Below are 25,433 nucleotides of genomic sequence, written 5' to 3' on the forward strand. Positions count from 1 at the left end.
TATATTTTGGTTACTATTTATCTGTTTATTAACGAACAAAAGCATTGGCAACGCCTCCATCTACATTTAACACATTACCTGTTGATTTATTCATTAAGCCACTTACAAATGCAAAACAAGCATTAGAAATATCTTCAGGCAAAATCACTTCATTTAATAGCGTCCGTTTTGCATAAAAAGCAGGCAGTTCAGCTACAGAAATGCCATAAGCTTTGGCTCTTCCCTCTGCCCAGGCACCTTCCCAAATCTTGCTGTCAGAGATCACTGCGTCTGGATTAACGGTATTGACCCGAATATGATCAGCGCCTAATTCAGCCGCATTTAACCGGCTTAAATGCAGTTGAGCAGCCTTTGCAGAACCATAGCCGGCATTATTTGGCCCGGAAACCAGGGCATTTTTACTCACTATATTCAGTACATCACCACCAATATCCTGCTTGCGCATCACTTCTACTCCAAATTTGGTGACTAAAAACTGCCCCTTAACCAAAATATCATATAGAAGATCCCAATCTTGTTCCGTATGCTCTTCAATAGGTTTCGAAATAGATATTCCTGCACAATTTACAACAATATCCACCCCGCCAAATTCCAGGCAGGCCCTTTTGAAAGCATTATTGATACTATCTGCTTTCGTTACATCCAAAATTACTGAAGTAAATGCATCCCTCCCAAATTCCTGATGAAAACTTTCATTGGCTTTTTCTAACCTGCTGGCATCATTGTCATTAATCACTACGCAAGCGCCTTCTTCAATAAACTTATGCGCTATCGCCTTACCAATTCCCCCGGCACTGCCTGTAATTAAAGCAATTTTTCCAGATAAGGCTTTAGGTTTAGGCATCCGCTGCAATTTAGCTTCTTCCAGGAGCCAATATTCTATATTGAAAGCTTCCTGTCTGGGCAGTGAAGTGTACTCAGAAACGGCCTCTGCCCCCTTCATTACATTGATGGCATTGATGTAAAATTCTGCAGCTACCCTGGCCGTTTGCTTATCTTTAGAGAAGGAGAACAGACCTATTCCAGGATATAAGATAATCACCGGATTGGCATCCCGTATGGCTGGACTGTTGTCATGTTTGCAAGATTCATAATAGGCCTTGTACATTTCCCTGTAAGCTTTAAACTCTGGTGCCAGCTTTTCTTTTAAAGCTTTAACATCACTTAAATCAGCTGCAGCGTCCAGCTTAAGAACCAGGGGACTGATCTTGGTCCGTAAAAAGTGGTCAGGACAACTCGTACCCAAGGGTGCCAGTCTGTCCAGATCATTGGAATTGATAAACTCCAGCACCCTGGCGTCGTCTGTAAAATGGCCGGCCATATGCTTTTCACTAGAGCAAAAACCTCTTAAAACTGGTGCAATAGCAGCAGCTTGCTGTAATCTGAGCTCAGGATCTGCAGCCGGAATCTTTTGCCCACCAAATACCGGTCCTTTTTTACCATAGTTCTGTTCCAGATACTCAGCACATTTCTCTACGACCTCCAATGTATTGATATAACTTTCATATGCGGTATCTCCCCAGGTAAACAAACCATGAGAACCGAGCATAATGCCACGAATCCCTGGATTTTCGTCCAAACACTGACGCAGCATCAAGCCCAGTTCAAAACCGGGTTTTTGCCATGGTACCCATCCTATTTTACCTCCAAACAATTCTTTGGTAATTTGTTCCCCATCCTTTGCCGCTGCTATCGCTATGGCTGCATCCGGATGCAAGTGATCAATATGTTTGAAAGGCAGAAAACCATGTAAAGGTGTATCTATAGAGGGTGCTTTAGAATTCAGGTCATAAATACAATGGTTAAACAATTCTACCATTTCATCTTCATGCTGAAGCCCTCTGTAAATGTTCTTTAAATTCCTTAAACGGTCTACATACAGCGCCGCAAGCCCATTTTTTTTCAATGTCCCAATATCTCCTCCTGAGCCTTTAACCCACATCACCTCTGTTTCTTGTCTGGTAAGGGGATCAACAGCCATTGCTTTGCAGGAGGTATTCCCTCCGCCGTAATTTGTTAAGCGCAAATCTGCGCCCAATAAGTTAGAACGGTAGATTAACAATGCAACCTCATCGCCAACCATTTCAGCGGCCTTCGCATCGTCCCACAAATAGCTTACATGTTTAAATTCAGTTGCTTTAGCAGTCATAATAATTATTATTCATTGATTTTGGTGATTTCATTTATTTGATAGAGTTGCCGTATCCTACAATAAAAACAGATAAGATCAGGATGGTTACTCCAGCCAATACAGTTACAAAAGTCTTTCTTTTTACCCCGCTCCATTCTTTAAGAACCAGCCCCCAGCCATTGGCCACCAAAATGATACAGGCCATATGCAAAATCCAGCCGCTGGCCCCATTACCTAATTTACTTTCTCCCATTCCGTAGAAAAAGAACTGTAAAAACCAGGTGGTACCTGCAAGCGCGGAAAAAATATAGTTTTTAAGTAGTGGTGCCTTTTTATTGGTGTAATCACCAAAGGTTTTATTGCGCTTATTGAGCACCATACACCAGAACAGATTGGTGGTTAGCCCGCCCCATAAAATGACCACATAGGTTACATTGTTCTGGAACAGGAATTCTCCTTGTCCGGGATTTAATGCCTTCCAGGCCTCATTGGCATGGCCAGCCATGTCCTTACCGGCATCAATACCAAATGCGAAACAGGCACTCAGGATACCTGATATTATAGAAACGATCAACCCTATTCCGATTTTATAGTCCTTGTTCGATGGATCTCCTTTGCCTGAGGCCACCAGATCTTTTTCTTTCATACTTCCGGCCAGACCACAAACAACAATCCCAATTACACAGATCACCAGGCCTGTCAATACCATTTGCCCCCATGGGCTGCTTGCCATATCTGATAAGCTGTTTTTACCCGGAGTTGGATTAAAGTCATAGTATAAAGAGGGTACCAACGCGCCAAATACTGAACACAAGCCCAAAATAATGGTACTTCCAAGAGATATACCGAGATAACGTACGCCAAGTCCATAAGTCAGCCCTCCTATTCCCCATAATAGACCAAAGAAATAAGTCAGTAATAAAATTTTGCCGTTGGTTTGAACAATAATGTCCATAAAACCAGGAATGGTTAACCAGGCAGCCAGTGGCGGCACAATCAGCCAGGAACACAGACCTCCAACAATCCAGTAACTTTCCCACGCCCATCCTTTTACTTTTTTATAGGGTATATAGAAACTACCGGAAGCAAAGCCTCCTATAAAATGGAAAATAACGCCGAAAATTACCTGCATAAAGGATTTATAAATGGTTAATAGTATAAAGTCCTAATTTATGCAAGTTGTTTTATTCAACTGTCATGTACCATCATGCTAATGCATAAACCGGCATTGGATCGGCTAAATAGAAGCCCGTTTAGTAAATTTAAAAGGCACTTCAACATGGGCCCTGGATTTGTCCAGTATCATTCGTGCAGCGGCAGATCCCATGAATCTGAAATCGGTAGATATGGTGGTAATCCCATTAAGCAGTATTTTCTTCAGAGGCGTTTCATTGTAAGAAATAACACCCACATCAGAACCGATCTGATACCCCATCTCAAGAATACGTTCCAGCAACTGCACAAGATCATTTTCCATCAAATTGATGAACACTTCTCCTTCATTGATAGGTTCCTGCTCAATATTGCTGACTACGTAATGAGAAAATGCGTATTGCTGACAAAAACGATGAAATCCATCCAGAATTTCTTTTGGAAAATAACTTTTTGCAGGAAATATGATTTTTAAGGTGTGGTATTTACTCAAATCGGTTAAAGCCTGTTCCAGTGCGTCATAGATATTCTGTTCAAAATTCTCATAAACTGCACCAAAGGTCCCATCAACCCCTGGAATAAACTTATCCATCAAGATCAGTTTTTCTTTTGGGATCGTATTGATAACCTCCTTTGCATATTCGCCACCCTCTATGAAATGAGGAATGATCACATAATGAGAATACTCGCCCATTTTCTTCTGAGAAAGAAACTTCTTAAAAAGCATAAAGTCATTATTGTAGATATAAAAATCCACAGACACATCATCGCCTAATGCAGCAATAAAAGCATCGTAAACAATTTTTTTATGTGCACTCAGTTTATTAAACAATAGAAATATCTTAATCTTCAGTTTAAAATCTACGTTGGAAATATAATATCCCTTACCTGGAACAGAATTAATAACGCCTATTTTTTTCAGGTACCTGTATCCTTTTTCTGCTGTATCTCTCGAGATCTCGAGTTTATAACTTAGTTCATTGATAGATGGAAGCAAATTGTCCTTTTTAATATTGCCCAGCTCAATCGCATTGATGATCGCGTCAGAAAGCTGCAAGTATTTTGGTGTAGCAGAATACTCATCAATATGTACAAAATCAAAAAAAGGTTCAGCCATCATTTCTTAAACAATTTAGTTATTTAATTTGGAACTGATACTTACCTGCTGTAATTTCCAGCTGATCGGCCACTATCTGATCATTTCTATAGGCCTTTTTACCGCCAGCTAATGGAAAAATAACGGTAGCGCTGGAATTGGCTGGAATGTTAACGGTATAGATAACCGATTGGCCTGATCTTTTCCAGGAAGAAACAATCTTACCGAAAGGTCCGTCATGTTCAGACTCAAAATGTTCCAGTCCTGAAACAAAATTGGGCCGCAGCAATACATTCTTAAACCCAGGATGTTGCTCATCCGGATGGATACCGCCCAGGCCTTTAAAAAACCAGCCCCCTATTTCTCCAAACATCATATGGTTTAAAGAAATATCCCTTGCTGCTTTAATATCCCAGTTTTCATAAAGGGTAGTAGCTCCATTTACAATCCACCAACCCCAGGAAGGATAAGTATCCTGAGCAGCAAGCTTGTAGGCAGTTTCTGCCTGTCCATTGTCACTCAATGCATTTAAAATGGCTTTAGCCCCGAGCACGCCAACATCCAGGTGCATCCCATCAGCAGCCACCTTCTTTGCAAGCTGTTCGGCCAGTTTAGTTTTAAATTCGTCAGGAACAATACCCCATTGAAGTGCCATGCTCAGTTCAGTTTGCACGCCTGAGGCATAGGTACATTTTTCCCGGTTGAAATATTTATCGTTAATGGCCTTTTTAATTTTCTCGGCAAGGTTAGTATAAGCACTGTAATCAGCCTGTTTACCAAACATTTTTGCTGCCTTCGCTAAAATAACAGCATCTACATAATAATAAACAGAGGAAGTGTACTCCAATGAAGAAGGTGATTTAACCGGTACCCAGTCTCCTCTTCCAAAAGTGGTTAATCCTGATGGGCTGATCTTTTCAATATAATCAACATACTTTTTAATACTCGCATAAGAATCTTCGAGCAATTTACTATCGCCATAAAAAAGATAAATATTCCATGGAATAATGGCAATGGTACTGGTCCAGTCTGTACCGTTGGCTGTACCATAGCCCCAGCCTCCGGTTGGAATAATATCAGGAAGTACGCCATCCGGGCGCTGCTCGTCGCGGTGGTCTGCCAGCCATTTCTCATAAACCGTAATCCCGTCGAAATTAAATAAACCAGTCTCCACGGCAAAATGCCCATCACCTGTCCAGCCATTCTTCTCTCTTTGCGGACAGTCTGTTGGATAGCCCATCAGGTTAGACAAATAAGAATTATTCGTTGCCCACCATAAACGATCTATCAAGGGGTTAGAAGAACTGATTTTTCCTGTAGCTGCAACATCACTGTGCATAAAATAACCGGTAATACTCTCCTTAGTTAAGTTTATTGGTTTACTACTGGTTACTTCTACGTATTGAAAGCCTTTGTAATTAAATTTAGGCATGAACTCAAGTGGCCCTTTGCCAGATAAAGTAACAATATCTGTTTGAAAAGGATCTGTATTGTCTTTAGGCCTGTAATATACATCGATATTAGAAAGGTCTACCCTTCCGTTTTCATATAAACGTTCCCCATGTTTTATCCGGATTATAGTTCCGGCTTCGCCATTAACCTTAATCTTACTTACCCCCGATATATTTCTGCCCAGATCAAAAACATAGGTGGTATCATTGAATTTTTTCACCGATCTGGCCGGAATTTCTTCCACATTACGGATAGGCTGCATAGCCTGACTCACCACCTGACCTGAAGGTGCTTTGCGTAAAAATACCTTTGTCCATTTCGCATCATCAAAATTTACAGTATTCCAATTGGGCTGTTCAAGCCGCGCATCATAATGCTCTGCAGTATAAATATTGTTCAGTACAATTGGACCAGAGCTGGTTTTCCAGTCTTTTCCTGAAGTAATCACTTCTGAGGTTCCATCGGCATATGTAATTCTTAAATCCATGCAAAAAGCAGGTCTTGCCCGCCATGGTGCCTTATCAAAATTCCATACGGCTATAGATTGATGGTTGTACCAGCCATTGCCCAGCAACACACCAATTGCGTTCTTTCCCTCTTGAACTTGAGCGGTTACGTCGTAAGAAACATACAGGTTCCGCTTATCAAAGCGAGTATACATTGGATCCAGTCTATGGTCTCCAACCTTTTTTCCATTTAAATACAGTTCATATAATCCAGCTATCGCGATATAAGCCCTGGCAGATTTGATCTTTTTCGAAGATTGGAATATAGTTCTGAAATAAGGCGCTTCACGCTTATTGATGTCGTCTCCGTCACTGATCCAGCTCCCCTTCCAGTTTTCCATCTTCATCATACCGGTTTCGAAACTCGATACCTTGGAGAAATTTCCAGGCTTACCATCCTGGTCCCATACCTCAATCCCCCAAAAGTATTTGGTAAAAGGTTTTAATACAGCTCCACGATAAGAAATTAATGAAGCACTTGTCGTACTTTTTCCGGAATCCCAGGAAGCACCTCTTTTTTTTACCACATCCAGGGAATCTTCGCTCACCAAAATACGGTAAGCCGTTTGTTTTGCACCTTGTCTGCCATCAGAAATCATCCAGGAAAGTCGCGGATGCAGTACATCTATACCCAACGGACTGGTTAAATGTTCGCATTGAAGGCGTATAGCCGAGGTTCTGTTTGGAACGGTATCTGCCTGTGCACTTAAACCAAGTGTTAAAAAACAAGAAAGCAGAACATTCTGGAAAACAGGCTTCATATCTAGCTTAGAAAGGTTCATATTGGTTTTAAGAGGTAAATTGCAATAATAAACCTCTATTCCGAGATTAGCAACCTGTACTGTCCTGTTATTCCTGTTCCTGCCACTCTGCGTATGAATTTTGCAGGGTTTCCAGAAATACCGGGGTTTCCTGTGCCCCTGAGACAGCATATTTTCTATTGAATACAAAAAATGGCACACCACGTACACCAACTTGCTGTGCTTCATAAATATCAATCCTCACCTCATCTGCATAACTCCCATTCTCTAATGCTGCCTTTAGTGCGACCGGATCAAGTCCAATTTCAGATCCCAATTGAATAAGAGTGGGATAATCATCGATATTTTTTCCATCGGTAAAATAAGACCGGAACAGAGATTCTTCCGCTTCATTCTGCTTACCATATTGTTTTGCAAAATGAGTAAACCGATGCGCATTAAATGAATTTGCCACAATTGAAGCGTCAAAATTATAAACTAGTCCTACCTGTTTAGCCAACTGGCTGACATGATCATTCATACCCTTTGCCTGCTCAAGACTAATTCCTTTATGTTCCGACAAAAACTGATGCAAACTTTTATCCGGTTGTGTAACCAGTTCTGGCGCAAGCTGGAAACTTTTCCAAATCAATTGTACTTTATCTTTATCTGGGAACTGTTCCAATGCTGCTTCGAACTTCCTTTTGCCTATATAGCAGAATGGGCACATTACATCGCTCCATATTTCTACTTTCATTGTATTTTCCATGTGTGTATATTACAAATTCAGCATAAAATTAGCAATTACAATTTGAATAGGTCACTCTCTCTATTTTAACTGAAAGAGACAGACCTTCCAAAGTCAAATCAATACCTTTGTTAATTCACACGGAGGAAGTTCGACTATAGTAAGTCCAGAGATTTTAAGACCTAAATGGGATGAGGTGCAGGATGTACTTTCAGGTAGAAAACCACTAAGTTATTTATCAAAAAATTGTCCAGATTAATTGTTTTACGAAATGAAAAGAAGGTCAATGCAGACTCCCCACACCTTGCCACAATTTCACAAGCTACAGGTGGTTGGTTTTTGATACTTGTAGGTGTAATGTCCTTCTTTTTTTCATTGTTTGGGTCATCTGCAAAACGCATGCCTTCTGCATTAGCGTATCTTGGACGCATATCTTATGGAATGTATGTTGTTCATATAACAATATATTGGATAGTATATAAAATTTTCAAGGATGAATTATCAACTTTTAGCGATAAAATAGGTTTGCATGAATGGAAAAATGAAATAGGGCTTGTTATTGCATTTCTTATAACGGTAACCATAGCTATGCTATCGTACAATTATTTTGAGAAGCAATTTTTAAAATTGAAAACCCGATATACGTTTATTCCCTCAAGAGATTGATTTGTAAAAATTAGCTGTTCGTATTTCTCTCAATTACATCCATGAAAAAAAACCAATGGGATTGCCCTCGGTATCAAGACATAAACTGCAATAGCCCGGCGCATCCACTGGAAATTTGGATTTTAAAATTTTGCCACCAGCTGCTGCGACTTTTTTCTCACTCGCAATACAATCATCGGTAGGAAAATATACAATGGTGTTTACTACTTTTTCGTCTCCGGCTTTCGTGCCTTCCATTTCTATCAACGCACCGCTAACAATACTGCTGTCTTTGCCTGTAGCAAAGGAAGCCATTTTTAATGCTGGAATGCCAGCTCCTCCCGGGGTTTCCACCACTTCATTGATTTTTTCACTCAAGACACTTGCATAAAAGTCTCTGGCTCTATGAATGTCTTTTACATAAATTTCAAACCAGCAAATGATATTTTTTTTCATAACAGAATATTTTTAATTAGGAATGGATATGTAATTGATTTGCAATGAGTATTGCGATTATTTCCATGATTGAAAAACCCGACAATAGATAAGAAGTATAGGGGATAGTGAAAAAAACAAATTAACCTTGTGGCAAACCAATAAGCTATTTTCTTCCTCTTTTCCACCTGGACTTCTATTTAAGTTGGTTAAACATTTCTTGTATGCGGTCATGCGCCATATTAATGCCCTGGGCAAATGGCATTTTAAGCAGTTGATTCCTGATTTCAACAGATTTAAATATCATTTGCATCTTAAGCCTACTTGTGCTGTACGTAAGTTTTTCGAATTCGATAAATTCCAGTTGAACAGGAAAAGGTGCATTTTCCATTTCAAATGTCCTTGTAATTTTCTCGTTGAGAATAAATTCAAGCGTTACTCCGCTGGCGCCAAAAACTTTATTACCGTTAGGGTCAATTGTTTCAAGTTGCCAGATACCGAATTTCTTATTTTCCTGTTTCAGCACTTTCGTCGCTCCGTTTTTGTGCGACATCCATTGCTCAATAATTTCAGGCTCCGCGTGCGCTTTAAAAAGCAATTCCAACGGCAAATCAAATTCTCTTGTAATGATCAAGTCCTGCTTGCCTTCTTCGGCAATGATTTTTGTTTTTTGTTCCATGTTATTCGTTTTTATAGTTTTTCATAACTGTTTCCAATTTATTGCAACCAATAGCAGAATAGTCCTTCTAGTGGGGTCGGCAATGGCCTGGAAAACGTCTCGTCGCAGATTCATTATGTAGCTATTTGACTACAAATATAAGTGTAGTTATTTGACTACGAAATTTTTTTTAAAACTTTTGTTATATTACCTGGCTTGCTATTGATAAAGGACTATATAGTAATTAGAATAAATTTTATTTGATATCGCTTTTAAATCAACGACTCCTGGCGTATGCTTATTTAGCATACACCAGAAGAGTTATATTTTAATTTGTTAATGTTTTTTCAAGTAAAACTTTAAGTTCCGGTGTAGATGGCCTTGGTGAATCAACTGTTACGATCTTACCTGTTTTATCAAATACCATAAATCGCGGAATACCATCAATTTTATAATACTTAGCTAACTCTCCCCATCCGGAAGCAAATAACTGTACCCCACCAAGATTTTCGTCTTTAACCATCTTTAGCCATTTTTCTTTATCCTTAGCCTCATCTACAGAAATACTTACCACTTGTACGTCTGTACCTTTCAATTCTTCCTCCAGTTTCTTTAAATGAGGAATTTCCCCTTTACAAGGTCCGCACCAAGTTGCCCAGACATCCACCAACACTACTTTCCCTTTCAAATCAGCCATGGACACCATATTTCCATTTTTATCAGGATAAGAAAAATTGAATGCGGCCTCACCCGGTTTTAAGGTAGCTAAAGGAGCGAGGATTTCCCTTTGTTGTTTCTTCAGCTGTTCTGTCAAAAAGTACTTTCCGAAAACATTGGTATAAGCCATATATTCTGAATAGTTCTTCAACCTGCTCATCCTTTCCAATACAAAATCTCCCTTTAAAGTATCATTCGAGATTAAAGGCAACAGTGCCCCCAAACCTTCTACGCCATCCTTATAAGCAACTTTTTTCTGGCTGATATTGATCATCAACATAGAATTTAAAAGCCTTTTTCCCCAAGGATATCCGTAAATTTTAGCCGCTGTTTTACTCAGTTTAACGATACTTAAACCTTTGTAATAATTGCTAAACTCTTCGGACGAAGGATGCGCCGTGCGAGGCGTATTTATAAAATTCGATGCATAATTAGCCAGATCAAGCTCAATAATTTCTTTTATACGATGGTCGAATTTAGAATTCCCAGTGGTCCTTCCTTTCAAAAAGTTACTGGATTTTGCTACTACGTTTTCTAAGTCCGGAAAGAAATCTACGTAAGTACTAGATGCCCCACCCTTCATGAAATTTATGGACTTCTGATAAATTGGCTCCGACAATTTGAACCAGTCTCTTAAAACCACATTCTCCTTTGAATTGGATGAACCCGTCAATTCATAATTATTTTCTTTAAGCGTTAAAGAAAGTTTATCCCCCTGCTTAAAATAAAATGTATAATTGTCGCTTGGATTGTTTTGGCCGCCTGTACCGATAAGGTATAAACCTTCATATTCAGGATAAAAGACAAATCCGAATTTCCCCGCTAAATTGGGGGTTGTATCTGCAATTTCCTCTGGCTTGCCATCGCTCACTTTAAATAGCTTCACGTGACCTGGCTTTTCTCTGTTCATCGAACCTGTAACTTGTACGGGCGACTGCGCAAATACATACATTGACCCAAGTGTAAGGATAAATGTGCTGCCTATTTTATTCATATTCATAACTGGTTGTTATTGATTAATGTTCTATATTCTAAAAGTCTGTTTACTCTCTGTAAGCAACGTCGATGATCTTCCCCATTCCATCAAATGATTTGTAGACCGACAAATTTCCGTTAAGATTTGGCACGTTATACAAATCCATTTTCCCTGAAGAATCCGGGTTGGTCTCCTCATAAGTACAAACAATTAATTTTGTTGCATACCCGGCATATCTCGCATTGTCAGGTTTGTAAACCATTTTCTGGTATTTAATCAAACTGATTTTTCTGGATCCATAGTCCAGAACCATTGTATTAGATTTATCAAATACATTATACCTGTATATCTTAGAACCAACCGTGTATATTAAATACCCTTGCTGAGGGTCTATGGCAAATTGTGTTGCCCCTGCCATTTGAGATGCATTTGTAATTTCATCAAATGCCAGAGGCACGAAACTATATGCATCACAACTTATCCTCGCCAAAAACAATTTCCCTGCAGTATTCTTAAATAAAGCATAAGTCTGCGCACTAACTGCCGTAGTAGAGGCCATATATACGAGCTCCATATCGATATGACCAGGATCAAATAAAGAAGGCGCGGAAGGCGTAGCATCATCCACAACCGGAACAGATACTGAAGTGCCGTACTCTTTGTGCTCCATGAACCTCTTTTTATCCACATCATATAGTAGTGCGTAAGAATCAATTCCCTGCTGGTAGCCTTCTGCGTAAAACGGGGAGATATTTACGGTCTCACCAGTGATTGTTTTGTTGATTGGGCTGCTGTACACTATAGCAAATGTGGGGTTCTCAAAAAACAGTTGGCCTAAGTTATCGTACATATAGCTTAAATTACCCCCCTGGCATCTAACGGATCTAGCATAGTATACCGGAGGATAATAATTGGTCATTGTATTAACGATATCGGTGTACTTACTGAATGTGTTGTCGTCCGTATTGATCACAAAAGTATTCTGGTCTGTTCCTACGAGAACGGATCTTGGAGAGGTACTGGCGTAGAGGTCTCTTCTTTGATAAAAGTACACCATTTGAGGTTTACCTTTTAATTTCAATGTACTGAAAGAAGCGAGCACGTCTTTATAGTAGTTAAAATTGTCTGTTTTGGCATCGTAATTTAAGTAATCCAGCCTCGCCCCTTTATCAATTTCATTTAGTACTACCCATCCATCCGAAATATCCGTATTGATCTGCAACGCAAATTTCTTCCGCCAAATGACTCCGGTACTTTTTTCTGTTACAGTATAATAAATGGTATAAGGTTTATTTGTAGACGCGAGGCTGATTACCCAATCCAGATTACGGGTAGTAGCAAGGACCTTAGATACTGCAGGTATAGTTTGAGGATCCAGGGACAGCCATTGATAACTATACTTACTCGTGTCATTTGAATTATCTTTTGTAAAAGATAATTTTGGCATAATCGATAGCTTGCCGCCCCTCAAAACGGTATAAGCATTATCAATTCCATTAATTGCACTTTCATTAATATCATTATAACTATAATTACCTGTATCTTTTTTACAGGATATAATGACCACGGACAATAGCAAGAAAATCCCTGTTAACCCCGTTTTAAATTTATGTTTCATCACTTTTTTATGAGTTATATTTAAATTTCTTATTCGGCATACTGCCCCATTTTCATTAAGGTTACTCCGTCGGCTTCATACACCGGAGTGCCTTTCGCTTCCATTTGATCTAAATAGATCTTTAAGCCATTACTCCAGCCAATTAACCTGTAGTAATTTGAATTGGTCATAAACCAGTCTGGTTTAACGATTTCGTCTGTATTCAAATTAAATCTATTGATCAGCAACTGAAATTTAAGCGTACTAAAGGCCCCAAGATAGTCTTCTGTAAAACTACCGTAAGAGCTGCCAGACACCCAAAAGGGTGGAGCTCCAGCAATATCATCTACTTTGATCTTTAAACGGGTAACATATTGCTTACGGGTTCTACCACCGGAAACAACGTCATTATTTAAAAAAGCATTGGTAAAATTCTCATTCGGTTTTAAGTCCAGATACAAAAACAAACTATCTTTTCTTATATTTTCTGTTCGAAATAGTTTAAAAAAAAGGGTGTCGGCCACTTTTCCTGCTTTGATTACGGCCTTTTCGTTTAAGAGCTTATAATCCCTGTTCACCTTTAATGTGCTGCTATCGGAGATGGACAAATTGTATGGTCTGTCCATATTAGTTGCAGAACCTATAGATCTGACAACAATTTTGAGTAAAGAATCCTGAACATTGATTTTTGCATAACCAAAACTAATATTTACATTGTTTGTGGTTTCGGCGGCAGGAAAATAAATGCTATTCTTGCTAAGCTCATCATTGTAGGTTAGGATATCTTCTTTTTTACAAGCTGCAGTTATGATTACCAATAACATGCATACATAGATCAATTTCTTTTTCATCATGATTTGATTAACTAAGGTCTATCTTGGACCGGTCTCGGATAAAGGAATTGGCAATACATAATTATCTGCGCTCATCGGTAAATTGCCGTTAGATGACGCTGCAACAACAGAAATTGCATTGGTCCTTTTATAAAAGAAAAACAATTGGCCCTCTCCATAAAACTCCCTTCTGTATTCTTTAAGGATATTTGTGGTTAACTGCGATTGAGTTGTAGTAGAAGGAAGTGCACCAATGTTCCTATGTATGCGAAGTTGGTTCAAATCATCAATGGCGTTGATCAGATTAGGTTCACACTCTGCGGCAATTAAATACATCTCCCCCATCCTGATCAGTGGTACAGTTCTGTTCGCCGGCGATGCCGCGCTTGGAGCATCCTGATATTTAAAAAAAGTAGGATAAGCTTTACCGGCAACTTTCCAGATGTACTGGCTCCGGTAATCGGTCGGTAGATTTTCAAATATGGTTTTGTTTATAAATGTACCGCTCGTATTTCCTGCTAATATGCTTCCATCAGCCACACTTGGACTAAATACGTCATTGAATAAATCATTCAATTTCGGATTTTCGACCGCAAAGATGAGTTCCGTAGAGAAGATCTTATTGCTAATCGCGGGGACATTTAAATCTGATGCTGTAATCCATGGAAACTTGCTTTGATTAGAAATGAGAAATTTTGCTTCTTTTAATGCTGCAACTTTATCCCCTTTCCATAAATATGCCCGGGCTTTTAATGCTCTTACCGCATAATAGTTCATCTGATAGTTGCGGGAGGTACGGCCAGGTACACCTGTAGTAGGTCTGCTTACCATAGACTGTCCCACTGCCGGGTCACTTTCCAATAATAGCTGCTCTGCCGCAGCCAAATCGTCAAGTACCTTTTGCATAACGAAATTAGTGGGTTTATAATCCGAAATATCCTTTCCCAGTTTGTCATAATAAGGCAGAAACTTTGTCACAGAGTCTACGGTTGTATAGTTTTTGGTGAACATGCGCATGAGATCCAGATAGTAAAACGCACGTAACCCATAAGTTTCCCCCTGATAACGTTTTTTTGTTTTTACGTCCAGTATGCTGCCATAAGTTTCCAAACTTTGGAGATATTTATTGGCGTTTGCAATATTCAAGTACATATTGGTCCAGATCCTATCTATTTCTCCTTTAACATAGGTATCTCCAAAACTGTATTTTGATACAGGGAAATAGGTATTTGTGGAGCTTAATGCATATAATTGCGCCAGCACATCCATAGTAGTCATAGTAAGGGTGCCCCCGTACATACCATTATCTCCATTTTTAATATAAAAGCCGTTTAATGCATCGGCAAAACCTTGTGGTTTCGAATACAATTGCTCTTCGATAAACTTATCCTCAGGTTTCACGTCAAGCCATTTGTTACATCCGGCTAAAAGGAGTAAGCCAAATAGTAAGCTGTATATATATAGTTCTTTTTTCATTGTTATCGTTATTTATTTGAAGGTTGCCCTAATACTCATGGAAATTGAACGTGCAAAAGGATAAGCTGTTCCGCGTTCAGCTTTAACAGTAGAAGCATAGAAGAAATCATTGGAATATGCATTTATACTTAACGCAGACAAACAGGCGTTATCCAACCATTTTCTGTTTTTAAACTCATACCCCAGGTTCACAGATTCACCGCTAAAGGAGGTTTCATCTTGTATAAACCTGGATGATATAGGTGTGGTCTCTGTAGCTGAAATGGCTTTAAATTCTGTAACATCCCCAGGATTCTTCCAACGGTCGTACAAAGCCCTTTTATCCTGGTTCTGGCTTAGTCCAGTATAACTTATATTTTCTACTTTTTGATAAAGCGCATCGTTAAATGCTTTTCGGCCAAACACGTAGCGTACGTAGAGCCCAGCGTTAAACCCTTTATAAAAAAGGGTTGTATTGAATACCCCTTCTGCTTTTGGACGGGAACTCCCCACAACGACCTGATCGTTTGGATCATATGTAAAAGTTTGCTGGCCATTTTTCTTCAGGAAAACTTCTCTGCCAGTTGCCGGGTCTATCCCTAAGGAAGGTACTGCCCATAAATCATAGGCACTATAACCGTCTCGATACCGCGTTAATGCATTGCTGTTTCGCAACTCATTATTTAGACCTGACAATTTGTTGTCAAAATGATCGTATTTTTGGTTTAACATTGCTCCTGTTGCACCTAATGTCCAAACTACCGTGCCAGGTTCGTAAATTGGAGAAAAAGAAACTATACTTTCTATACCCTTTACTGTCGACGTCCCTGCATTGAACGGGTAATTACTTAAACCTGTTGATGTTGGAAGTGTAATGGCCACTACCAGCGGATCCGTCACCTTCTGATAGGCATTGAATTGGATATTAAGTCTGTTGTTTAACAAAGCTGCATCTATACCTACACTGGTTTGTTTGGTACTCTGCCATTCCAGATCAGGGGCACCCAGGGCACTTAAATAAACACCCTGACCAAGACTATTTATGGCTGCATTATAATTGTACACAGATTGGCTTACATTACCAAAGTTCTGGTTTCCGGTTAAACCATAGTTGCCTCTCAGGCGTAGGCTGTTAATCCAGCTCACATCCTTTAGAAAATGTTCTTTATGTAGGTTCCAGCTCAAACCAATAGCATAATAAGGTGCAAAGCGTCTGTTAGAACCAAATGCAGTGGAACCATCCAGGTTAAAGTTTACATCCATGTTATACCGCTGGTCATAGGAATAGTTAACAGAGCCGACCAATGAGGTACGGCGGGTTAATAAATTTGCAGCACTTGGTGTAGATCCGCTTGGAAATCCATATGCAAAGGCTGGGTTTCCATTACTTGCATTTGGAAAACCTATTGCCTGATATCCATTTAATGTGGAATTATTCTGACTAATCTCTCCCCTCAATAAAGAAGTTACCGCATGCAGCTTCCCGAATACTTTTGCATAGGTTATTCCTGCATTAACAGTATAACTCACCTGACCATTCTTTTGATTGGTAAAAGATCCTCTTAAGGCAGGATCCGTTTCCTCGGCATATTGTGTATCCAATGGACTGATAAACACCTTACCTTCTGTACTGTTTTTTATGATTTGGGCACCTGCCTGTAACCTGAATGAAGGTGTAAAATCAGCACTCAACTGAAAATTATTTTGCACATTGAAACTGGAAGTGGTATTAAAGCTTGCTAAGCTGGCGTTATAATATGGATTTGGAACGTTAAGTGAAGGCGTGCTTTCAAGGTACATCTGATCTGGTCCAAGCACCCGATAATAGGGGTTTGTATTTACCCAGTTGTCAAAACTTCCGTAAGGAGATTCTGCTGATTGCGACCCGCTAATGTAAATCCTGTTCCCAATGTTTAAGATTCCTGAACGATAGGTTAGATTGAGGTTCGCACCCCAGTCATCTCGTTTACTGCCTTTCATTGCGGCGTTATTTTGTCTGATATTCATTCCAATATCATACCGTATCTCATTCGAACCACCTGATGCGGCAACAGAGTGTCGATGAGAAAAACCGGTCTGTAATGGTTTATTCAGCCAGTACGTATTAACACCTTTCAATACTTCTTTAAGCCTGCTGTTATAGATACTATCTAATGCCAATTGATTTTCAGCAAAGTCCGCTTTACCTGTATAACGGCCGGCTAATTTTTCAAATGTGAGCTTTTCACTGGCATTCATCATGTTATAAGAGGAAAGATCTGGCATTTCAACAGCAAGATCTGCAGTATAACTTAACCTGATCTTACCAGGAAGTGGTTTTTTGGTTTCTACCACAACCACACCGTTAGAAGCCCTTGACCCATAGATTGCTGTTGATGCGGCATCTTTGAGAATAGTGACCGAAGCAATGGTATTCATGTCCAGATCAACGATGACTCTCAATGAAGTTTCAAAACCATCCAGGATAAACAAGGGCTGATTTGGATCAGTAGAAAATTTGTCGCGAAGGGCAGCCGTTGAGATACTCGTCTGACCACGGAGTTCAATGGTAGGCAAAGTATTGGGGTTTGAACCAAACGTGTTGTTTACAATCTGCACAAAAGAAGGATCAACCGTCTTTAAACTTTGAACAATATTCTGGTTTCCCAGCATTTTTAACTGATCACCTGTAAATGATGCCGTAGCACCTGTAAAACTTTCTTTCTTCCTTACAGTCATCCCGGTGATGACCACATCTTTCATCGCAGTTTCCAATACCTCCATTCTGATCTCTAAAGAAGTCTGATTGGGTTTAACTTTAATTTCTTGTGTTTTATAGCCAACATAAGAAACCATTAAAATATCTTTACCTGGTTCTATCGATATCTTAAACTTGCCTTCACTATTACTTGCGATGGCTTTTGATGAAAGTCCTTTAATCCGAATGGAAGCGCCGGCTATTGGCTTTCCATTTTCATCCAAAATAAGACCAACAAGGTCCATCTGGTTTCTTGTGAAAGTCTCAACTGGTTTATTTTTAATGATGATGGATTTATCTTCTATAGAATAAGTAAAGGGCTGGTTTTCAAAACAGGCCTTCAGAACAGTTGAAAGTGAAGCTCTGACCATTTGAATAGTTACAGGTTTTGAGCCTTTCATTTGTGGAGTAGTATATACAAAATCATATCCAGTCTGTTTCCTGATTTCTTTTATAACCTCCTGCAAGGGTGCATTCGTTTTGTCCAGACTAATGATCTGGGCGTAACCAGCTGCGCTCACCTGGAGCAAAAAGCTGGTCATTAAAATAATGGTTAGGTTGATTCGCATTATATATTTTCGTTTATCTGCTTCTTTGATCTGCCGAAGGATCAAGTTCACATATAGCAGTATTTTATTTGTCGTACAGACAAATTTCTCACGCTTAATTAGCGCATTAAATTTCATACATTTGAATTTAGCCCCCTTGCCTATGGTTTGTAGGTATTAGAGGGAATGGTTTGGAATTTAGTTGATTCATGTGTTTAGCATAGTAAAGCGTATTCCGGCCATCAGCCAGGAGTGGGTCCAATCACTCCTGGCTATTTAAGGATTACCATAAAGTATAATTACTCCATAACAATCACCCTCCTTTCTTCAATCTTAAAATGTACGCTTCCAGTTTTTTCCAGCATGCTCAAAACCTTAACCAGGGATTTGCTTCTGGAGATTTCTGCATTAAAATTTATATCGCTTATTTTCCCCTGGTAAACGACTTCGATATCATACCAGCGCTCTAATTGATGCATAATGTTCCTGATATTTTCATCTTTGAAAACAAAATCACCATTCATCCAGGCCATTACCTGATCCCTATCTGCGGTCAGAATTTTAACTTCACTTCCAATTTCTGTCTGCATACCCGGTTTGAGCATATAATCTTTTGCATTCCAAATTACTTTTACACTTCCTTCAAGTAAGGTTGTCCGGGTTCTTCCCTCGGAAGGATAGTTATTGATATTGAAATGGGTTCCCAGTACCTCTACAATTTGCTGCTCCGAACGCACCTTAAAAGGATGGTCTTTATTTTTGGCAACTTCAAAATACGCTTCTCCAGTGAGTTGTACTTCCCGGAAGGTACCAACAAAAGCAGTTGGATAAGTTAATGTGCTGGAAGAATTTAACCAAACTTTAGTTCCATCTGGTAAGCTAAGTTGGTATTTCCCCCCTTTTGGGGTAGTGAGTTTATTGATCAAAACGTTAAACGCACTTTTCTTATCAGAGTTATAGATGAGTTCTCCATTCGTTGTTTTATGGATACTTGTTTTTCCTTCATTTGCCAACAGGCCAGCTTTAGTATCCTCAAGCACCAATACTTGACCGTTAGCCAGAGTTAATACGGCTTTATTACCTCCTGGCTTCACATCATTCCTATATCTTTCTGCCTGGTTAACCTGCGATGCAGGTTTGTCTTCTTTAAACCGGAGCATATAATAGGCCCCAGATAACATTAAGATGATAGAGGCCGCAGCTGAATATTTTATCCATAACAACCTGGTCTTGCTTTTTTGATCTGTATGATGAACAGGAAGCGCTTCCCAAATGGCTTTGCCCGCATATTCAAGCTCTTCCTCATCTGGCATAAAATTGCTTTTATGAAGTTCTTTAATGTGCCAGCTTTCTATAATAGCTTTTTCTTGATCTGTACAAGTGCCAGCTTTATATTTCTTTAGTAAATCCTCTGCCTTATAGTTGTTTTTCATAGTTCGGGCAGCTCCATAGCACTGCTTTAACCATATGTAGGTTAACTAGGCACCTAGGAGTAGATTTTTTTTTAGTATTAGAAATTAATGCTGATAAAAATCGAAAACAGCTTCAATTTAGTTTTCAGGATTTTTACTGCATTACTCACTTGCTTCTTAACTGTTAAATCAGAAACACCTAATTTTTCAGCGATTTCTTTATGAGAGAGCCCTTGATTGCGACTGAGTTCAAACATCTCTCTCATTTTTGAAGGTAATTGCGAAACTTCATTTTCTATAACCGCTGTGAGTTCTTTTATGCGAAGTTCATCATCTGTAATATATTCACCCTCGTCAATGAATTGCTGTAAATACAATTTATAATCGGTCCTTACTTTTTTATGATCAAGTAAGTCGAATATCCTGTACCGCACTGCAGTGTATAAATAAGTAGAAAGAGAATTGATCATCAGCGTGGCCCCTTTGTGCCACAAATAAGTAAACACTTCCTGAACAATATCTTGTGCATCATCGGCATCAGACATTACCTTCCTGGCATAAACATACATAATTGCCCAATATCGGTTATAGATCTGTTCATACGCCGTCCGATCGCCCGCTTTAAACAGCGTCAATAGCTCGTCATCCGGAATATGTTTTAAATCTACTTCTTGCATTTATAGGGCCAAATATACAAATACTAAACATAAGTTAATAAAAACTAACTTCTGTTTAGTATTATATCTGTGCTCTTGATTTTATACCCTGATAATTAAATTGGGCGACTTTACAATTAAAGAGGTAGAAATGAATAAACGGGAAAATTGTAATAATTATTAGTACTGAAAAATGTTGTACCACAATTAACTGATAAAGAGGCTAGTCCAAAAAGCATAGACGAATAATCAATTCCCTGAACTTCAGCAGCTTTCCAGGATAAATTTGCAGTACTGTACCTCCATAATATTTTATAAGAAGTTCCAGGAAGTGTATAAATACCTTTGTTGGCATTATACAAACTCACCAGATCATCTTTTGCGGTTGAATTAATGGGGATGAAACCACTTATAATATGCGGAGAAACAACTTTATCGGCATTGTCATCAATTCGGTCGGCATGATAGCCCGAAGGTGCAGTACCAGCGCCTAATCCCCATTCATAAGATGACAGGCCACTCGTAAAGGTCCACCATTTTTTATCTGCCTGCATGGAGCTATTCATATAAGTCATGTACTGTGTATTTGCCGCATAAGGATGACATAAGTAATAGCAGAATTGTGGAATGAAATCAGAAAGAAAGGAAGTCGGATTGTCAGTCAAGACCTCATATCCCCAATAATTTGACTTGGGTAAATTTGTAGTATTGGCATAGAAGTTATTCCATAAAGTCGTAGCAGGTCCTCCATTTCCATTTTCAGCTTTATAGGCCAGATAGGCTACAATCATATATTCATTATAGGCGGCTGTCGTTCCTACTCCATTTCCGTTTGCATCAAGAGAAAGGTATATTTTTCCTGTTGATGAATTGGCTATAGCTTTTGACCAGTTGATGGATTTATATAACGAGTCAGCAAGATTGCCAATAATCGTATTTGTACTGAAATATTTCTTGCAAAATAATGCTCCTGAAACCATTATGGCAGCATCAATTGTACTGTATTCTGAACTCCAGGCTTGAACTCCTGTTTCCATATCAACAAAATGACGTGGGAAACCCGCTGTGTTTACATCCAAGTGAAAAGTACTGTTATAGCCCAGTACGGTCTTTAATGTTGTAATGACCTGTTGACTGCCATTGGAAATCCAACCCATTTTATCAGCAATACAAAGTGAGGTGAGTCCGATCCCAATATTGGCTACCGATGCTGGATGGTAGTCTGTTCCGCTAAAAAGTTTTGAATCTCTATAAATTCCCTTTGAATTGCGCTGCATTTCATAAACCCGATAGGAATTTCGAAACAAATCTGTCAGAATTGCTGCAGATGGACTTTTACTATCTGACACTACTTCTGGAAGTGGTGCAATAGTCAATTTGTCTTCTTTGGAACAAGATGCAATTCCCAGAAAGAACATTACTAAAATGAAAAGTGAGGTATTTTTAATTCTTTGTAATTTCATATCTTTAAATTTAAATGGTCTGTTTAATTCTGCCATAAACATTCTCTATTTTAACTGAAAGATAGCCTCTATTGCAGCATGATCTGAAGGAAACACGACCCTGTGATAATCGATCACTTTCGACTCTATTGGATTAAGCTTTCGTCCTTTGTAATAAATAAAGTCGATCCTATCTCTTACCCCATACAAACCGGTAGTTGTAGCCGCTCTCACTCCCCAGGTTAGGCCAGGATCCAGTAAAGGATTGATATGAAGTTCTCTGTAGCTGTCTGAAAACCCTGCTTTTAGCATTTCCTTACTTTCTGGCCATTCTACCTTTCGATTGTAATGGATTGCTTTGGTTTCCGATATCCAGTCCAAATGCGAGCCCATATTAAAATCTCCAGCCATAATTACAGGCAAATTATCAGCGTTTTTAAGATAGGGATCAATTTTTTCAAGTATTTGTTTTATTTCCGCATGGCGGGTAGCACCTTCATCAGCAACCAGCTGTTCCGGGCTTTCGTTTTTCTCTCTGATGCTTGCATCAACATCCGGCAGGTAATTAAGCCAGGTGTTAAAATAAACAAGCTTTCTGTTTGGACCTAATGTTAGTTTTACCCCACCAAAATTACTGGGATGAAATTCCCTGATGGTTTCTGCGATTGGATAACGGCTCATAATAGAAAGATTTGAGCTGATCAGATAAAAATAGTACCCTAATGAATCAGCAATGGTTTCTCCTGAACCATAGGTTTCTACAAGACCAACAATATCGGCCTTGCTGGATTTAATAATTTCAATCACACGTTCAAGTCCAACTGCTTGTCCGGTGCGATGTCCCCCGTGCCATATGTTCCAGGACAGAATTTTTAAATGGCTGGGATCAATTACTTCTTCCTTCTTGAGGGCATCCGGAAAAAACTGTAAATATTGTTTTTCTACCTCTGCGCTCGTAATGGCTCCATTCCATACTTTTACCTCATCAATGAAACCATTGAAAGCATTCCATTGGGAATTAGATCCATACTCCCACTTTTCATCAGATCCACCAACAATCGTTGAAAATGTGGTTTCTAAACTCCCAAGATCTGGAGTATTGTAAATCGCTGTATTTCTCCCATCCAGATACAACCAAACCTCGTGTCTGTTTCGATCGAGGGAAACAACGATCTGATGCCATTGGCCGTCATTTATGCGTTGTCGTTCTGCAGTAGGTTTATAATCATACCTATGTTTACCATCATTTAGTGTCAATGCCCAGGCTCCATTGTCTTGGGAATAAATCTGCCAGCCAATTTTTGTATAGTCATCAGCAATTTTATTTCCCATCACAGGAGTACCCATATGAGCATTGGGTAATGTCTTTACCCAAATCTGCACGGAAAAAGAAGCCTTTTCGGAAAATCCAGGTAAATCTTTTTTATCCAGCTGAACAGGTCTTCTCAAAATCGCATTTGCAGACAGATCCAATGCTCTACCGCTTAAACCTTTCGCATATTGAGATTGCTGAAGATCTGCAGTATAATATGCGCTGTCTTTCCTGGTTATTTTTTCCTTAACATTGAACTCATCAAAATTCAAGTACAACGAAGGTTTCTGGGCCTCTACCCTCAGAAGAGCTAGAAGTAAGATTAGACTTAGTGATATTTTTAATTTCATATTGTTTAACTCCCGTCTATTTTAGTTCAATTTGCATAATGGTATACAGACTATTTAGTTTGGATTCATTTAGCTTCAAAAATATTCTGCCCTTATTATTTCCATAATTAACAGGTTCTTTTCCATCAAAGTATAAGATTCATTTGACTTTCAGCAAGAAAAGTACTTGTAAAAAATCTTTTCGTCATTATTTATTTGTATTATCTTGATTTACAAATTTACAAACAGGTAGACTCCTCCCGAATGGAAGAAGTCTATTGTTAGCTAACTTATTGTATAACGATCATTGAAGGAGATGGTAAAAAATAAATTGATGATATATACAAAGAAGATACTCCGGTTTGCGTAACAGACTGAAATTTCAACGAAGAATCGCCATTACCACTGTAAAGGGTTACTTCCAATTGATCTCCAATTGCTAATTGTATGCCTGTATTAACAGGGAGTGTTCCTGTTGTTGGAGCAAGACTTGTTGAATAAGTTTGACCCGTAGTAATGTCATAAATAACCAGATATCCTGCATTTGCTTTTAGGTTTCTATAGGTTACAGGTGCTATGGTTACCAATGACTTTGATGATGTTTGCAAATTTGAACCGGGTACTACATTTATCATTTTTTCACTTGAAAATGCAGTTAGTGTACATACAACTAACAGACTAAAAATTAACTTTTTCATACTTCTGGATTTAAGGTTTATAATTAAAGGAATTAAAATTATCGGTTAATATTATGTTGGTCACATTTATAAGATCTATTCTAAAAGAAGCATATATTTTTTCTATACTACTGATCCCCCCGCATAGGACCGTATAATCAAAACTTTTTCGCGGCGATTATCGGCATAAATATTTTTTAAAAAACAGTTAGAAGCAATCCATCACAGCTTTGCCACGCCAACTTTGTGGTGTTTTCAATCCAAATATCCATGCTATCGTGGCGGCGGTATCATAAGTGATAATAACGTCTTTTATTTCATGATCTTTTTTGATCCCGGCACCGTTAATTATCCATGGTATCTGAATTTCGTCCAGAGACTTTCCACCATGTCCCTTGTTTATTCCACCGTGATCAGCCGTAACTATAATAATAGTTTCATCAGCGATCCCAGCTTCTTTTACGGCTTGTACAATTTTTCCGATCCTGACATCTACTTTTTGCAACGTATCGTAATAAGCAGCAGTTCGATGTCCTATCTCGTGACCTGCTCCATCTGGCTGGCTTAAATGGATGAATGTAAAAAATGGCTTCTCCTTTTTAATCACCGCAGCTGCAGTATCCGCACAGAACTCGTCGCCGGCCTTACCGCCTGGTATAACAATGTCAATAGCATCCTTTTCAATAAGTGGAGCAATACCTTGCCAGCTATATATTACTGCAGTCTTTGCAGAAGGTCTTTGATCTCTGATTACACTGAAAATAGTTGGAAATATCCCATACTTCGTTGTGGTAACTGATGGGATCTCGGGTACCTTGCTATTCCATTCTGTATAGCCATGTTCCGTTATTCCTGCCCCCATTAACATAGAGGCCCAGTTATCAGCACTGGAGGATGGCATTACACACCTTGCTTTTAACGACCATGAACCCTCCTCCATTATTTTTTTAAGATTAGGCATTTTTGCATCTGGCAAAGCATAGGCACCAAAGCCATCACAACCTATTAAAACAACATGTTTTACTTTTTTAACTTGAGCGCTCAGTTGCAAAGCAAAAGAGAAAAAACAAAAGACAACAATAATTTTTTTCATTTGATTGACCATTTTAGTAGTTTAAGATCATTTTGTGTTCCAACCATTTATTTAGCAACACTTTCAATAGCAGCCCCAATTGGGTT

20 protein-coding genes and 1 pseudogene are annotated in these 25,433 nt (G+C 39.0%); 1 reads left to right on the forward strand and 20 read right to left on the reverse strand.

Going from position 1 to position 25,433, the window contains the following annotated elements; genetic code table 11:
- Positions 1 to 28: 28 nt before the first annotated feature.
- The 6 genes from R2S08_RS25420 to R2S08_RS25445 form a co-directional block, all read right to left on the reverse strand.
- A complete protein-coding gene (locus R2S08_RS25420) occupies positions 29 to 2,149 on the reverse strand; it encodes a bifunctional aldolase/short-chain dehydrogenase (RefSeq protein WP_316837757.1) in 2,121 nt (706 codons plus the stop codon).
- Positions 2,150 to 2,183: 34 nt separating this feature from the next.
- On the reverse strand, positions 2,184 to 3,263 hold the full coding sequence (gene rhaT / locus R2S08_RS25425; protein ID WP_316837758.1) for an L-rhamnose/proton symporter RhaT: 1,080 nt from the start codon (positions 3,261 to 3,263) through the stop codon (positions 2,184 to 2,186).
- Between the two features lie 105 nt (positions 3,264 to 3,368).
- Entirely contained in the window at positions 3,369 to 4,403 is a 1,035-nt protein-coding gene (locus tag R2S08_RS25430) for a substrate-binding domain-containing protein (protein WP_316837759.1), read from the reverse strand.
- A gap of 16 nt (positions 4,404 to 4,419) precedes the next feature.
- Positions 4,420 to 7,119 (reverse strand): alpha-L-rhamnosidase, encoded by a 2,700-nt coding sequence (locus R2S08_RS25435; protein WP_316837760.1) that lies wholly within the window; start codon positions 7,117 to 7,119, stop codon positions 4,420 to 4,422.
- 67 nt (positions 7,120 to 7,186) lie between these two features.
- Entirely contained in the window at positions 7,187 to 7,834 is a 648-nt protein-coding gene (locus R2S08_RS25440; protein WP_316837761.1) for a DsbA family oxidoreductase, read from the reverse strand.
- 173 nt (positions 7,835 to 8,007) lie between these two features.
- Positions 8,008 to 8,256, reverse strand: coding sequence for a hypothetical protein (locus R2S08_RS25445; RefSeq protein WP_316837762.1), 249 nt, complete (start codon positions 8,254 to 8,256; stop codon positions 8,008 to 8,010).
- On the opposite strand from R2S08_RS25445, the gene R2S08_RS28915 reads away from it, so the two are divergent.
- Positions 8,183 to 8,491: an acyltransferase family protein gene (locus tag R2S08_RS28915; protein ID WP_410479540.1), complete on the forward strand. Its 309-nt coding sequence runs from the start codon at positions 8,183 to 8,185 to the stop codon at positions 8,489 to 8,491. The genes R2S08_RS25445 and R2S08_RS28915 overlap by 74 nt on opposite strands.
- A 33-nt stretch (positions 8,492 to 8,524) precedes the next feature.
- Here the strand turns inward: R2S08_RS28915 and R2S08_RS25450 are convergent, their stop codons facing one another.
- From R2S08_RS25450 to R2S08_RS25515, 14 genes and pseudogenes are all read right to left on the reverse strand, one after another.
- Positions 8,525 to 8,926 carry a VOC family protein gene (locus tag R2S08_RS25450; protein ID WP_316837763.1) on the reverse strand — a complete coding sequence of 134 codons (402 nt, stop codon included), beginning with the start codon at positions 8,924 to 8,926 and terminating at the stop codon, positions 8,525 to 8,527.
- A gap of 175 nt (positions 8,927 to 9,101) precedes the next feature.
- A complete protein-coding gene (locus tag R2S08_RS25455; RefSeq protein WP_316837764.1) occupies positions 9,102 to 9,584 on the reverse strand; it encodes an SRPBCC domain-containing protein in 483 nt (160 codons plus the stop codon).
- Between the two features lie 42 nt (positions 9,585 to 9,626).
- Positions 9,627 to 9,698, reverse strand: a pseudogene (locus R2S08_RS25460) (transcriptional regulator); the annotation flags it as partial.
- 193 nt (positions 9,699 to 9,891) lie between these two features.
- Positions 9,892 to 11,280: a TlpA disulfide reductase family protein gene (locus tag R2S08_RS25465; protein WP_316837765.1), complete on the reverse strand. Its 1,389-nt coding sequence runs from the start codon at positions 11,278 to 11,280 to the stop codon at positions 9,892 to 9,894.
- Between the two features lie 43 nt (positions 11,281 to 11,323).
- Entirely contained in the window at positions 11,324 to 12,874 is a 1,551-nt protein-coding gene (locus R2S08_RS25470) for a PKD-like family lipoprotein (RefSeq protein WP_316837766.1), read from the reverse strand.
- Between the two features lie 29 nt (positions 12,875 to 12,903).
- The gene (locus R2S08_RS25475; protein ID WP_316837767.1) at positions 12,904 to 13,707 is read right to left on the reverse strand and encodes a DUF4843 domain-containing protein; all 804 of its coding nucleotides are present in this window, start codon (positions 13,705 to 13,707) and stop codon (positions 12,904 to 12,906) included.
- 18 nt (positions 13,708 to 13,725) lie between these two features.
- Entirely contained in the window at positions 13,726 to 15,162 is a 1,437-nt protein-coding gene (locus R2S08_RS25480) for a RagB/SusD family nutrient uptake outer membrane protein (protein ID WP_316837768.1), read from the reverse strand.
- Between the two features lie 12 nt (positions 15,163 to 15,174).
- The gene (locus R2S08_RS25485) at positions 15,175 to 18,564 is read right to left on the reverse strand and encodes a SusC/RagA family TonB-linked outer membrane protein (RefSeq protein WP_316837769.1); all 3,390 of its coding nucleotides are present in this window, start codon (positions 18,562 to 18,564) and stop codon (positions 15,175 to 15,177) included.
- Between the two features lie 161 nt (positions 18,565 to 18,725).
- Positions 18,726 to 19,859 (reverse strand): FecR family protein, encoded by a 1,134-nt coding sequence (locus R2S08_RS25490; RefSeq protein WP_316837770.1) that lies wholly within the window; start codon positions 19,857 to 19,859, stop codon positions 18,726 to 18,728.
- A gap of 77 nt (positions 19,860 to 19,936) precedes the next feature.
- Positions 19,937 to 20,515 carry an RNA polymerase sigma-70 factor gene (locus R2S08_RS25495; RefSeq protein ID WP_316837771.1) on the reverse strand — a complete coding sequence of 193 codons (579 nt, stop codon included), beginning with the start codon at positions 20,513 to 20,515 and terminating at the stop codon, positions 19,937 to 19,939.
- A gap of 116 nt (positions 20,516 to 20,631) precedes the next feature.
- The gene (locus R2S08_RS25500) at positions 20,632 to 21,957 is read right to left on the reverse strand and encodes a hypothetical protein (protein ID WP_316837772.1); all 1,326 of its coding nucleotides are present in this window, start codon (positions 21,955 to 21,957) and stop codon (positions 20,632 to 20,634) included.
- Between the two features lie 45 nt (positions 21,958 to 22,002).
- Positions 22,003 to 23,598 (reverse strand): endonuclease/exonuclease/phosphatase family protein, encoded by a 1,596-nt coding sequence (locus tag R2S08_RS25505; protein ID WP_316837773.1) that lies wholly within the window; start codon positions 23,596 to 23,598, stop codon positions 22,003 to 22,005.
- A gap of 269 nt (positions 23,599 to 23,867) precedes the next feature.
- Positions 23,868 to 24,275 (reverse strand): hypothetical protein, encoded by a 408-nt coding sequence (locus R2S08_RS25510; RefSeq protein WP_316837774.1) that lies wholly within the window; start codon positions 24,273 to 24,275, stop codon positions 23,868 to 23,870.
- Between the two features lie 187 nt (positions 24,276 to 24,462).
- The gene (locus R2S08_RS25515) at positions 24,463 to 25,347 is read right to left on the reverse strand and encodes an alkaline phosphatase (RefSeq protein ID WP_316837775.1); all 885 of its coding nucleotides are present in this window, start codon (positions 25,345 to 25,347) and stop codon (positions 24,463 to 24,465) included.
- Between the last annotated feature and the right edge of the window lie 86 nt (positions 25,348 to 25,433).

This window comes from Pedobacter nutrimenti, assembly GCF_032678445.1.
Classification (GTDB): Bacteria; Bacteroidota; Bacteroidia; order Sphingobacteriales; family Sphingobacteriaceae; genus Pedobacter; species Pedobacter nutrimenti_A.